The 12,982-nt window shown below is 58.2% G+C and carries 12 protein-coding genes; 5 read left to right on the forward strand and 7 right to left on the reverse strand.

From position 1 onward, the window contains the following. Positions 1-92 precede the first annotated feature (92 nt). From THIVI_RS18610 to THIVI_RS18630, 5 genes are all read left to right on the forward strand, one after another. Positions 93-1,010: a 2-dehydropantoate 2-reductase gene (locus THIVI_RS18610; RefSeq protein WP_245537311.1), complete on the forward strand. Its 918-nt coding sequence runs from the start codon at positions 93-95 to the stop codon at positions 1,008-1,010. A gap of 115 nt (positions 1,011-1,125) precedes the next feature. Continuing rightward, positions 1,126-2,124, forward strand: coding sequence for a zinc-dependent alcohol dehydrogenase family protein (locus tag THIVI_RS18615; protein ID WP_014780077.1), 999 nt, complete (start codon positions 1,126-1,128; stop codon positions 2,122-2,124). A 43-nt stretch (positions 2,125-2,167) separates the two neighbouring features. After that, positions 2,168-2,791 carry a metallophosphoesterase family protein gene (locus tag THIVI_RS18620; protein WP_014780078.1) on the forward strand — a complete coding sequence of 208 codons (624 nt, stop codon included), beginning with the start codon at positions 2,168-2,170 and terminating at the stop codon, positions 2,789-2,791. Further along, positions 2,718-3,518 (forward strand): tRNA 2-thiocytidine(32) synthetase TtcA, encoded by an 801-nt coding sequence (locus tag THIVI_RS18625; protein ID WP_014780079.1) that lies wholly within the window; start codon positions 2,718-2,720, stop codon positions 3,516-3,518. The genes THIVI_RS18620 and THIVI_RS18625 overlap by 74 nt, the downstream gene beginning before the upstream one ends. A gap of 389 nt (positions 3,519-3,907) precedes the next feature. Next, entirely contained in the window at positions 3,908-4,870 is a 963-nt protein-coding gene (locus THIVI_RS18630; RefSeq protein WP_014780080.1) for an alpha/beta hydrolase, read from the forward strand. A gap of 432 nt (positions 4,871-5,302) precedes the next feature. On the opposite strand, the gene THIVI_RS24015 is transcribed toward THIVI_RS18630, so the two are convergent. The 7 genes from THIVI_RS24015 to THIVI_RS18650 form a co-directional block, all read right to left on the reverse strand. Beyond that, positions 5,303-5,569, reverse strand: coding sequence for a DUF2442 domain-containing protein (locus THIVI_RS24015; protein ID WP_014780081.1), 267 nt, complete (start codon positions 5,567-5,569; stop codon positions 5,303-5,305). Further along, positions 5,520-5,702 carry a DUF4160 domain-containing protein gene (locus THIVI_RS24020; protein ID WP_157174507.1) on the reverse strand — a complete coding sequence of 61 codons (183 nt, stop codon included), beginning with the start codon at positions 5,700-5,702 and terminating at the stop codon, positions 5,520-5,522. The genes THIVI_RS24015 and THIVI_RS24020 overlap by 50 nt, the downstream gene beginning before the upstream one ends. 56 nt (positions 5,703-5,758) lie before the next feature. Beyond that, a complete protein-coding gene (locus THIVI_RS24025) occupies positions 5,759-6,481 on the reverse strand; it encodes an IS1 family transposase (RefSeq protein WP_014776653.1) in 723 nt (240 codons plus the stop codon). Positions 6,482-6,841: 360 nt separating this feature from the next. After that, positions 6,842-7,762: a hypothetical protein gene (locus tag THIVI_RS18640; protein ID WP_014780083.1), complete on the reverse strand. Its 921-nt coding sequence runs from the start codon at positions 7,760-7,762 to the stop codon at positions 6,842-6,844. Positions 7,763-7,963: 201 nt separating this feature from the next. Continuing rightward, positions 7,964-8,680 (reverse strand): restriction endonuclease, encoded by a 717-nt coding sequence (locus THIVI_RS24030; RefSeq protein WP_014780084.1) that lies wholly within the window; start codon positions 8,678-8,680, stop codon positions 7,964-7,966. A gap of 176 nt (positions 8,681-8,856) precedes the next feature. After that, complete coding sequence (odhB, locus tag THIVI_RS18645) at positions 8,857-10,110, reverse strand: 2-oxoglutarate dehydrogenase complex dihydrolipoyllysine-residue succinyltransferase (RefSeq protein WP_014780085.1); 1,254 nt, start codon at positions 10,108-10,110, stop codon at positions 8,857-8,859. Next, positions 10,107-12,974, reverse strand: coding sequence for a 2-oxoglutarate dehydrogenase E1 component (locus THIVI_RS18650; protein ID WP_041447095.1), 2,868 nt, complete (start codon positions 12,972-12,974; stop codon positions 10,107-10,109). Before THIVI_RS18650 ends, odhB begins: the two co-directional genes overlap by 4 nt. Between the last annotated feature and the right edge of the window lie 8 nt (positions 12,975-12,982).

Raw genomic sequence — 12,982 nt, forward strand, 5'->3', positions numbered from 1 at the left:
GGATGCCAGAAAAGGCCGGCCATCGGGTCGGCCTTTTTGTGTCACCGCCAACCGCCAACCGCCAACCGCCAATTATTATGACTTCTTCGCCATTGACCTTCACCATCCTCGGCACTGGCGCCGTGGGCGGTTTCTACGGATCGCGATTGCTCCAGGGCGGGGCCGTGGTGCGTTTCGTCGCGCGCAGCGATCTGGACTTCATCCGCCAGCAGGGACTGCACGTCGATTCGCCGCTCGGCAACCGGCATCATTTCCCGGTCGAGGTCTATGCCTCATCGGAGCCGATTCCGCCGAGCGATGTGGTCTGCATCGCGCTCAAGACGACCCGGAATCGTCGTCTGCCGGAACTGCTCAAGCCCTTGATCCACGACGGGACGGTCATTCTGAATCTCCAGAACGGCTTGACCATGGAAGATGAATTGGCCGAGGCGTTTCCCCAGGCATGCCTGATTGCGGGTCTGTGTTTTCTGTGCTCGAACAAGGTCGGTCCCGGACACGTCGCGCATCTCGATTACGGTAAGGTCAGCTTTGCCCCCTTTGACGAGCGCGGGCGCGACTGGATCCCGCGGCTGATGGAGTCGTTTGCCGCGGGCGGGGTCGCGGTCGAATCGCTGCCCTCGCTGACCCAGGCCCGCTGGCGAAAACTCGCCTGGAATATCCCCTTCAACGGTCTGTCGGTTCTGCTGGAGGCGAACACCGATGTCCTCATGGCGGACCCGGATGCCAGGTCGCTGGCGGAACGGTTGATGGCGGAGGTCGCGGTCGGCGCCACGGCCTGCGGCGCGCCGTTCGAGGATGATTTTACGCGCAAGCTGCTGGAGTCCACTGAACGGATGGCGTCCTATGCGCCCAGCATGCGTCTGGATTTTCTGGCCCGGCGCGAACTGGAGATCGAGTATCTATACCGTCGACCGCTACGCGAGGCGGCCAGACAGGGCGTCCGGCTGCCGGCGGTCGAGACGATCGCCAGCCAGTTGGCGTTCGTCGATCGTCGGAATCGTCAAGCGTGATTCGTCCATTAAGCTTGCGCGTGCGGCGATCGCCCGCGCGTTGCACCTGTTGCGCCCTTGCCCGCGCCCCTACATGATGAAGATGGATTCAACGCGAGTCACTCCGGAGAAACCGATGAAAGCAATCGAGATGCGCGAGACCGGCGAACCATCCGTCCTGCAATGGGTTGAACGGCCCCGCCCCGAGATCGCGGGACCGGAAGAGATTCTGGTCAAGCTCAGCGCCGCTGGCGTCAATCCGGTCGATACCAAGATCCGTCGCAACGGCCCGCTGGCGCCCGAGGGGCTGCCCGCGATTCTGGGCTGTGACGGCGCGGGCGTGGTGGAGGCCGTGGGCGAGTCGGTGATCCGCTTCAAACCGGGCGACGAGGTCTGGTTCTGTCACGGCGGGCTCGGCGGATCCGTCGGGAACTATGCCGAATATATCGTTTTGGATCAGCATCTGGCGCAGGCCAGGCCCCGCGCGATCGACATGGTCGAGGCCGCGGCCGCCCCGCTGGTGCTGCTGACCGCCTGGGAGGCGCTGCATGACCGGGCGCGGCTCGTCGAAGGGCAGCGGGTGTTGATCCACGGCGGCGCGGGCGGGGTAGGGCATGTCGCCATCCAGCTTGCCAGGGCGGCCGGCGCGCGTGTCTGTACCACGGTCAGCAGTGCGGAAAAAGCCGACTTCGCCCATGCGCTCGGGGCCGAATACTGCATCAATTATCGGGAGGAGGATCTGGTCGAATCCGTGATGGAATGGACCGAGGGGCAGGGCGTGGACATTGCTCTCGACACGGTCGGCCCCGAGGTCTTTCGCGGGACCATTCCGGCCATGGCCCAGTATGGCGATCTGGTGACGATTCTGGATCCCGGTCCGGAGCTGGATCTAAAGGAGGCGCGTCTGCGCAATCTGCGCATCGGTCTTGAATTGATGCTGACCCCAATGCTTCGGAGCCTCCCGCGCGCGCGCGCCCATCAGGGCGAAATTCTGCGTCGCTGCGGCGATCTGATCGATAACGGCGAACTGCGTATCCAGGTCTCCCAAACCTTTCCGCTGGAACAGGCCGCGCAGGCGCACACGCTGATCGAGCAGGGGCATGTGACGGGCAAGCTGGCGCTGGTCATGGCCTGAGCCGGTGAAACCAGGCCAGTCTCTTCCGGCGGAGATCGCGAGCATGGAGCGCGTGCGTGTCGCCATCCTGTCCGATACGCACGGCGCGCTCGATGCGCGCATTCAGGAGCTTGTGAGCCAATGCGATCTGGCCGTGCATGGTGGCGACATCGGACATGCCGCCATCCTTGCTCAGCTTCAGCCCCGGCTGGGGCGCGTGCTGGCGGTGTTCGGCAATAACGATGTCGCGCGCAAATGGCCGGAGGAAGATCGTCAGCTTCTCGTGCATTTGCCGGAATGGCTGGATCAGCCGCTGCCCGGTGGACATCTGGTCGTGATCCATGGTCATCAGACCAATGCGCGCGATCGTCACAGCCTGTTGCGCGGACGTTTTTCGCATGCCCGGGCGATCGTCTATGGACACAGTCATCGACTGACGATGGATGTCGACGCCCGGCCCTGGATTCTCAACCCTGGCGCGGCCGGGCGTTCGCGTACCCACGGCGGGCCTTCCTGCATGATCCTGACCGCGACGCCGCTGGAATGGCAGGTCGAGACCTATCGTTATCCTCTATCACTCTTGAATCAGGGCGTCAGATACACCTGTCATCAGCATGAGCATACCCATCCCCAACTCTCTCAAGCCACCCAAATCGCTGCTCCGTCTGGTCGGACGCGCGATCGCTGATTTTCGCATGATCGGCGCGGGTGACCGGATTCTGCTCGGCGTCTCCGGCGGCAAGGATTCGCTCTCGCTGCTCCAGATCCTCCGTCATCTGCGCACCTATGCGCCGGTGCGTTTCGACCTCGCCGTGCTGACCGTCGACCCGGAGGTGCCGGGCTTCGATCCCCGCTCGCTCAAGGACTATTACGACACCCTCGGCATCCCCTGGCATTACGAACAGCAACCGCTGATGGAACAGGCCCGGGAGCACATGGACGGAGATTCCTTCTGCGCCTATTGCTCGCGCATGAAGCGCGGCATCATGTACCGCATCTGCCGCGAACAGGGCTACAACGTCCTCGCGCTCGGGCAACATCTGGACGACCTGGCCGAGAGCCTGCTGATGTCGCTGTTCCACGGCGGCCAACTGCGGACCATGAAGGCCCATTACACCAACCAGGAAGGCGACGTCCGCGTCATCCGCCCGCTGGTCTACTGTCGCGAGCGTCAGACCGCCGACTATGCCGTGCGGGCCGGCCTGCCGGTCATTCCGGATTCCTGTCCCGCCTGTTTCTCCATGCCGACCCGGCGCGAACACATGAAGGTGCTGCTCGCCCGCGAGGAGGCCGGGCATGGCCATCTGTTCGCCAACATCCTGCACGCGATCCGTCCGATCATGACCGAGGGTGGATTGCCGGAGCCGGGCTGGCCCCAGACGGCTGCGCCAGGCCTGGACACGGCGGCTGGCTAAGGCGGTTTCCGTGAAAGAGCCTACCCGTAGGAGCCCGCTTGCGGGCGACGTGACTCGCCAGAAAGCCTTCCGTGCGCCACCCGTCGCCCGCAAGCGGGCACCTACGGGGTTTGACGCTTGTCCGGAATTCTCCTAAAGGATCCGGCAGGCGCGGCGAGCCGACGTTTTCGCAGCGGTCGTCACCTTGAGAAAACACGGACCCTTGCGGATGTTCTATCCTTTAGATCGCGTCTGCTATCGCGGTCATGTGTTCATGCCAACCTGGCCGATCAGCCGAAACGTCGTCGATCACGCTTCATGATGGACGTGGTTCAGGTTGAACGGAAACGCATCGGCTGGTCTGACACCACCGCCCATTCCAAACCTTCGACTGCACAGTGGAGAGCGTCATGGGCAAATATGTCAAACGTCAAACCCCGCGCGCCATGCCAAACGCGGCACGGGTCGCTCACTTCGCCAAGGATCTGCAACAGCCTTTCCTGGTGGCGGGATGCCGGGGCGAGACGACGCAGCAGAACGATCGGCCGCGTTTCGACATCCACAGCCAATTCCGCTTTGCGACGGGCGGTCTCGATCAATTCCGGGACAAACACCTGGTGGTTTTCACCCACGGCTATAACAACCTGCCGGACGACGCACTCCGCTCGGCCAAGGAGTTTTTCGGCAAGCTCCATGATTCGATCATGCGGGATGGAACCGATCCCGCGTCCTGTGTCTATCTGCTCTTTACCTGGCCTGGCGATACCGGTCCAGTTTTTTTCAACACCGCTCAGGAATATGCCCATCTCTCCGGGGTGGCGCTCTACAATTTATTGAGCGAATCCCAAACCACCGCCGCCCCGCAATCCATCTCGCTGGTGTCCCATTCGCTGGGCGCGCATGTGGTGCTGCGTTGTCTGGCGGTGCTGGGGGAGCGCTTCTTTCGGGAGAAGTCGACCTTGCGCGTCGATCATTCCCTGTTGCTCGCCGCCGCCGTCGAGGACGATGTCTTTCATAACCCCGAGCGCCTGGAGGAATATCACTTTCCGGAGGCCGCCTTTGGGGTGTCCAACCTGCACATCTCTACCTCGCGCGCGGATGAGGTTTTGGGCGGAGCGTTTCGCGTCAACGAGCACGATGCAGCCTTGGGTTTCAAAGGCCCGGAGTCCATGTCACCGCTCGCCTCGCTGGCGCGCCGGGTCGATGAGGTCTCGAATGGTCAGGCGAGGTTCCGGTTCGAGATCCACGATTTCAGCCCCAACTCGGCGACTATCATGAATCCCGCCCTGCATGTATATGATCATGGCGGCTATTGGGCGAATCCAGAGCAAACGAATTATTACGTCAACCTGATCCATGCGAACGCGGGGTAGATCGGCTTCGCGAGCGTCCCGTGAAAGATCCTACCCGTAGGAGCCCGCTTGCGGGCGACGTGACCTGCCCCAAGAACGCCCACCTGTCGCCCGCAAGCGGGCTCCTACGGGATTTGACGCTTGGCAAAGTCATTTTCCGGAATTCGCCTTAAGCGGCCCCGCTGACACAACCTTCAGAATGAGCGCCGCGCCGTCTGCGGGGTCCGTTCTTACACCGATTGTTTGGCGGGAACTTGTTCGACGATCGGTTTTCGTGCCGGAAAGGTCACTCGCCTCTTTCCCGGTACATTTTGTCTATTCAGAATATCCTGAAAGATAGCGTCAGCATTCAGCTTTTTCAGGTAAGGGCTCTCGCCATTCAATGGTAGCGGTTTGGTTGGCCATCGCTCGAAGGTCATTCGTCGGTCGCGCTGGGTTGGCTTGAGCGACTTGTTATGTGCTTTTTGACTTAAGTGGAAATCGTTCTGGATGCTCAATAATTTCTCTAGTTAAATCAACATCCAAATCGGGCCAATAAAAATGATCAAGCGATTGCTCTTCTACATTTATGATTGATTTGACGGTCTTTTCTTTAAACCATGGAAAATCATCATATGACATAAATAATTCTTTTTCATGGGCTAGCAGCCATACCCCATGCGTGGAAATGTTAGTGACTTCCACATTTGAAATGCTGTTGCCATGCGCTAACAAGCTCATTGTAATTGACCTCGACGAGTGACTCTATTTGCTTTAGTTTTTTTCCTGAATATTTGTGATTCCTTGCAAGCTCAATGTCAGGGTCAAGCCAAAATTTAGCTTCTCCCTCACCAGATACGACATGGACATGCATCCTTTCCTCTTCTCTTGAGAAGAGGAAAAATCGGTAGTGCCCTTCTCTATATGATTTCACGAATGAGCTTTAACTGAGAGAGTGCTATTATAATGATGGACAAAATGCCAAATAGCTCCAATATGGTTCTCAAGCTTTTTTGAGAAAGAAAGTGCTTTTCGTACGAGCCTGGAAATACGTTGCCTGAGTGTGCAGTTGTATCGTTCGATATGATTTGTCTTTCCCGATTCCTTACCGACAGCGTAATGACGGAATTCTGGAAAAACGGATTGATAAGCTTCCCAAAAATCGGTGTAGAAATCGGCCAATTCTTGATAATCGCGTGGCAATGAATTCCATAATCCTTGCGCACCCTTAATGCCACGAGATCCGATATAAAGTCCGACAACATATCCAGAGTCACGATCTTTCGCGATCCAAACCCATTGTTTTTCATCTTTTTTCAAAACAAATGACCACAGTTCGTCGCACTCGACAACCAGTCGAAAATCAGACAACTTTGGCACGTTTAATTGGCGCGGAACGCCCTCGTATTTTTGATTGACATAGATTTGCAACCAGGATTCAGAGACATTTGCAACACGCGCGATACCAGCAAGCGCAATCCGTTCAAGAAGCAGTCGATCGATCAGCGATTTGGTCTCTTCAGAAATCGCTGAAACTAAGGGGTCAATCACGAATTGACGGCCACATTCCCGACAAAGATGGTTTTGCTTTCCGGTTGCATTAAATCCATTCTTCACGATCTTGGTGGTGTTGCAAGTTGGGCAGTGATTCATGTTTGAATAAATCCAGTCAGATTTTAGATCCTATAGATTGGGGCACTACCGAAAAATCTATACCCGCTTTCCTTGAAGACTGTTGGACTCATTTCACCTGCTACACTTAACGTTAAACTTGCCACTGGCAGGGCCAAAAAAACGGCTCCGCGCTTTTGGCAGGTCGCTCCTGTGTCAATGAGGTCTGTTTGAGCGCCTTGTTGAACCGGGCTCCGTGCCTTGGAGTCCGTAGGCTGAGGTGAACGAGAGTGAACCCCGGTATCAACGTTGGCGTCTGCTGGGGTTCGTTCCTCACCCCAGCCTACCGGGCTAAGCCTTATGATATTAAATGTCGTATTTTTGCACCTTAAAAAGGGCTGGTTAGGTATCATCTTTCTCTGACTCTCCAGATACGAAGTAAATGCCTGTGCGAGTGAAGTGAGCATTCCCGGCCGCAAGGAACGCTCCGTATTTTTGCAGACCGTCACCAAGATAGATTTTTTTTATGCACTGCGCCCCGTCGAACGATGCCGCGTATAGCGGAACAGGAATTTCTGTAGTCCCGGTCGATGATGGAAACGCTTTGGCAAGTTCTTGGATAAAAAGGGCGTCTTTGGAAAATATAGGCGAGGCGAGTTCGCGGAAGTGTTCGTGGATACTGGCCATTGATGCAACGTACTCGCGGACGAAGCATTTTAAATTTACCTTCTTGCCGCGTTGAGTGAGTTCACTTACCACAGACTTTTTTAGTTCCTTGTTCTGCTCAAGCTCTTCGATGTTCAATATAGGTGCGATGGTCTTCTTTAGGGATGTACCTGGCATTTCATGCAACGCCGTTGTTGTGTACTCAATGCTTTGAATGGGAAAGCCGGCGTGTTGAGCATGATTTCGCAGCACATCAAGGGTGCGATATGCCAGGGATGTGTCATAGTGTTCGGAAAATAGCTCTGCAATTTTTTTCGAGTCGGCTTCATTAGGAAGGACGATCTTAGTAGCATGACGAATGAAGTCGACGTATGAGCGGGTTGCGCTGAGGAGGTTGGAGAGCTTTCGATTTAGTAACCGACGAATTCCCATTTGCTCCATGCCCTGCCCGAAGCCAACAAGAGCGGTCTCAAGAGAGCTTGTCAGCATGTCGCTTTCAAAGTCGAGGTAATTTCGAGCAACAGCATCGAATTTTTCTTCTGACGCAATAGTGAGTTGCATGCGCTCATGGGCGTTAGCTGTTTCGGAGAACTGGTCAGATGAGATCAACACTTCGCGAGTGTCACCGAGAATGAAACGATTGAGGATGTAGTGCATGAAGTTCCCTAACGTCAAGACTAAACCGGGGCCGTTCCGGTACAAGAGTACAGATTTTATTATCTGAAAACCGGCGCATCGTCAACGACTTTGTGAGATTGCGGGGAACAAGAGGGAGGAAATTCAGGGGCAGACCATGTTTATTCGCTGAAAGGCGGGAAATGAAAAAACCTGGTCTGTCCAGGGTTTCCTTTAGAAAGTTTATACTGACGTTAACCATGACATGATGGAAGAGTAATCACTTAAAGTCAGTATGTTTCTTGATTGTTTTGATACAGCAATGGCATCTCTAGTGAAAAATGAGGTGGTTACTACCACGCCTTTATGGGCTTCTTGTTGTATTACATTTCCCAAAAGCCTTTGAACAACTCCTATCCCAACCTTGTTATCAGGGGTATATCTTTTGCATTCAATCAAGCTTACGGTGCTTCCAGTTAAAGGAGATTTATGGACCGCTATAATATCCATGCCACCATCCCTTGTTTCGGGTGTTAGCTGAACCTCAAAGCCATGATTTCGGAATACGGCTGCAACGAACTCTTCGAACTTTCTAGGCGATATTGTATATAATTGTTCTGGATGCTTTTTGAAATATTCGATAAGCTCTAGTTCAATGTTTAGGCAAATTATTCTTGATTGAATTTCGACTAGCCTTTTTTTTCTGCTCCAGTCAAAACCCGCAAAGAGTTTTAATGATTCATCTTGGCCATATAATGATATTACTTTTTCTAATTTTTCATTTTCGATATAGTCTGCTTTGAAGAGAGAAATAAGTTCTTCGTCTGAGAGGCGTTCCCCGCTTTTCAGCTTATCAGAGGCTTTGCGGGCATTCCTCCTATGCGCACCCATATCTGGAGGGGGTAACGGAGTCTTTCTCCTTTTTCTCTTCTGTAAGGGTGGTGTTGTCAGTTCTTCCATATCAGTTTCGTGTAAGTGAAATTCAGTGAAATTCAGTGAAATTCAGTGAAATTCAGGGACCGACCACGTTTATTCGCTGAATGTCGGGAAAGGGAAAAACGTGGTCTGTCTCGGGTTTCCGCCGTGTTTCCCCTGAACGGACGCATCAGGGACTCCAATCGACGTCCGCGCCTCCGCTACACCCGCAACAGCAACCTTGCCGGATCTTCCAGAATCTCCTTGATCGCGACCAGAAATTGCACCGCCTCGCGTCCGTCGATGATCCGATGATCATAGGTCAGGGCCAGATACATCATGGGGGCGATGACGATCTGGCCATTCTCCACGATGGGACGCTCCTGGATCTTGTGCATCCCTAGAATCGCGCTTTGCGGCGGGTTGAGGATGGGCGTCGAGAGCAGCGAGCCGAAGACGCCGCCGTTGGTGATGGAAAAGGTGCCGCCGGTGAGTTCCTCGTAGCTCAGGCTGCCGTCTTTCGCCTTCTGGCCAAAGTCGGCGATGCCCTGTTCGATGTCGGACATGCTCAACTGGTCGCAGTTGCGCAGGGTGGGCACGACCAGTCCGCGCGGGGAGCTGACGGCGATGCCGATGTCGAAATAGCCGTGATAGACGATGTCGTCGCCGTCCACCGAGGCGTTGATGGCGGGGAAGCGCTGGAGCGCGTCCACCGCCGCCTTGACGAAGAAGGACATGAAGCCCAGACGCGTGCCGTAACGGGTCTCGAACAGTCCTTTGTACTTCTCGCGCAGTTCCAGCACCGTCTTGAGGTTGACCTCGTTGAAGGTGGTCAGCAGGGCGGCGTTTTGCTGCGCCTGGACCAACCGCTCGGCGATGCGCGCGCGCAGACGGGTCATGGGCACCCGCTGTTCTGGGCGTCCGGCCTCGCCGGTCAGACTGGGGGCGGGCGCTTCGCTGAGATTGAGCGCGTCCGGGTCGTGCTCGGGCGCCGCCTGTTCGCGCTCGTCCAGCCACTGCACCACGTCGGTCTTCTGGATCCGGCCATCCTTGCCGCTGCCGGGGATCTGCTGAGGGTCCAGGTTCATCTCCTTGACCAGCCGGCGGGCGGCGGGGGCGATTACCTGCCCAGGGCGCGGTCGCTGGGGCGGCGAATTCATGGGGGCGACGGATTCGAGCGGCGCCCGGCTGGAAGGCGACGTGACGCTGGGACGCGGCGTGCCGGGCGCCTTGCGCGCGCCGGACTCGATGAGCCCGAGCACGGCGTCGGCCTGCACGAGATCGCCCTCGCGGGCCTGGATCGCGCCGAGCACGCCGTCCACGGGGGAGGGCACCTCCAGCACGACCTTGTCGGTTTCGAGATCGACCAGATTCTCGCCCTCCCGGACCTGGTCGCCGGGTTGTTTGTGCCAGGCCGCGACGGTGGCGTCGGCGACGGATTCGGGGAGTGCGGGGACGCGGACTTCGCGGCTCATTGCGGGGGGATCCTTTTGTTCATTTTCGGGTTGAATTGGCCGGTCAGGGCTTCGTCGATCAGCCGTTCGTGCTGCTCGACATGGGCGGCGCGATGCCCGACGGCGGGGGCCGCGGAACTGGCGCGTCCGACATAATAGGGGCGTTTGCCCATCTGGATCAGATTGTGGAAGCGATGCTTGATCTGGTCCCAGGCGCCCTGGTTCTGTGGCTCTTCCTGGCACCAGACGATTTCCTCGGTCGCGCCGTAATGATCGATCGCAGCGGCGAACGGTTCGCTGGGAAAGGGATAGAGCTGTTCGAGTCGGATGATGGCCGCATTGGTCAGACTGCGGGCGCGTCTGGCCTCCAACAGATCGAAATAGACCTTGCCGCAGCAGAAGATCAGCCGTTCCACCCCGGCGGGGTCGATGGGATCGATCTCCGGGATGATCGTCTGAAATTGTCCGCCAGCGAGTTCGTCCAGCGAGGAGACCGCCAGACGATGCCGCAGCAGGCTTTTGGGCGTCATCACGATCAGCGGTTTACGGTAGTCGCGCACCATCTGGCGACGCAGCAGATGGAACATCTGCGCCGGTGTGGTGGGGACGCAGACCTGGATGTTGTGCTCGGCACTGAGTTGTAGGAAGCGTTCGATGCGCGCCGAGGAATGTTCCGCGCCCTGACCTTCGAGACCGTGCGGTAGCAGCATGACCAGCCCGCAGCACAGACCCCATTTGGTTCCGGCGGAGGTGATGAACTGGTCGATGACCACCTGCGCGCCGTTGGCGAAATCGCCAAACTGCGCCTCCCACAAAGTGAGCGCGGTGGGCTCGGCGGTGGCGAAGCCGTATTCGTAGCCGAGAACGGCCTCCTCGGAGAGGATGGAGTCGATGGCGATGAAGGCACCTTGAGTGTCGCTCAGATGCTGAAGTGGGGTATAGGAGTCGCCGGTCAGTTGATCGTGGATCTTGGCGTGACGGTGGACAAAGGTGCCACGCCCCACGTCCTGCCCGGATAGACGCACCGGGATGCCGGCGTCGAGCAAGGTCGCATAGGCCAGATTCTCGGCGAAGCCCCAGTTCAAGAGTTGATCGCCCTGGCCCATCTTGCGCCGCTCGTCCCACAGTTTTTCGACGCGCGGATGGAGCGCGAAGCCCTCGGGCAGCCGCAGCATGGCTTCGGTGAGCGCCTGGAGTTTGGCGAGCGGGACGCCGGTGTCCAGATCCTGATCCCAGTCGGTGCCCCGGCAGAAGCCCCAGTCGACCCGATAGAGATGATCGAGCCCGCAGAGCACCGGGCGCGCGACCACCACGCCCTGTTCGAGCGAATCGCGGTAGTCGGCGATCATGGCGTCCACCGCGTCTTTCTCGATGACGCCCCCGGCGACGAGCCGGTCGGCATAAACGGCGCGCGGGGTCGGATGGTTGCGGATCTTGGCGTACATCATCGGCTGGGTCACGGCCGGTTCGTCGGCCTCGTTATGACCGAGACGGCGATAACAGACCAGATCGATGATGACATCCTTGTGGAACTGGTTACGGAAATCCAGCGCCATGCGGGTGACGAAGATCACCGCCTCCGGGTCGTCGCCGTTGACGTGAAACACGGGCGCCTGAACCAGCTTTCCGACATCGGTGCAATAGGCGCTGGAGCGCGCGTCCAGCGGGTGGCTGGTGGTGAAGCCGATCTGGTTGTTGATGACGATGTGGACCGTGCCGCCGGTCGAATAACTGCGGGTCTGCGAGAGTTGCAGGGTCTCCATCACCACGCCCTGGCCGGCGAAGGCCGCGTCGCCGTGGATCAGCACCGGCAGAACCAGATTCCCCGCGCGGTCGAGCCGGCGGCGCTGGCGGGCGCGCACCGAACCCTCGATGACCGGGTTGATGATCTCCAGGTGCGAGGGGTTGAAGCCCAGCACCAGATGGACGATGCCGCCAGGGGTCTCGATGTCGGTGGCGAAGCCCATGTGGTATTTGACATCGCCGGCCATCTTGCGCCAGTCCATGTGAACCCGGCCCTCGAACTCGTCGAAGATGTCGGTGGGCGGCTTGCCGAAGAGGTTGGTCAGCACATTCAGGCGTCCGCGATGCGCCATGCCGATGACGATCTCCTGCTGACCCTTGCGCCCGGCGCGCTGGATCAGCTCGTCGAGCATGGGGATGAGCGCGTCGCCGCCCTCCAGCGAGAAGCGTTTCTGGCCCACGTAGCGCTGGTGCAGATATTTCTCGAAGCCCTCGGCGGCGGTCAGCAGGGTCAGCAGCCAGCGGCGATCGGCGTCGTCCAGTTCGGGCGTGGCGCGATAGCCTTCGAGGCGCTTCTGGATCCAGCGCCGCTCCGGGGTGCTGGTGATGTGCATATACTCGGAGCCGACCGTGCCGCAGTAGGTCTGCTCGACCATCGCGACGATCTCGCGCAGCGGCATGCGGTCGGGGGCGTAGAGCGAACCGGTGTGGAAGACCAGGTCGAGATCGTTCGGTTCCAGGTTGTGATAGGCCGGATCCAGGTCGGCGATCCGGGGCGTCTCGCGCAGATGGATGGGATCCAGGTTGGCGACCTGATGGCCGCGGTAGCGATAGCCGGTGATCAGGCCCAGCACCGCGGACTGCTTCTCGGCGGCGGCGGGTTCGAGATGCTCGGTCGAGCGGGCGCGGGCACGCGAGCGGCTCTCCTGCGCCAGGCGCATGAAGTTCTCGCGGACCGGACCATGCGGGGTTTCGGCGGCCTCGTTCGCGGCCGGTTGGCACATGTCGTCGAAACGAACCCGCCAGGCCAGGTCGATGCTTTCGGGATCGGCGAGATAGCGCTCGTACAGATCCTCGATGAAATCCGCGTTACCGCCATACAAGGCGCCGGAACTCCGAAACAATTCTAGGATTGCGCTCATGCTTTGGT

The sequence above is a fragment of the Thiocystis violascens DSM 198 genome, assembly GCF_000227745.2.
GTDB lineage: Bacteria > Pseudomonadota > Gammaproteobacteria > Chromatiales > Chromatiaceae > Chromatium > Chromatium violascens.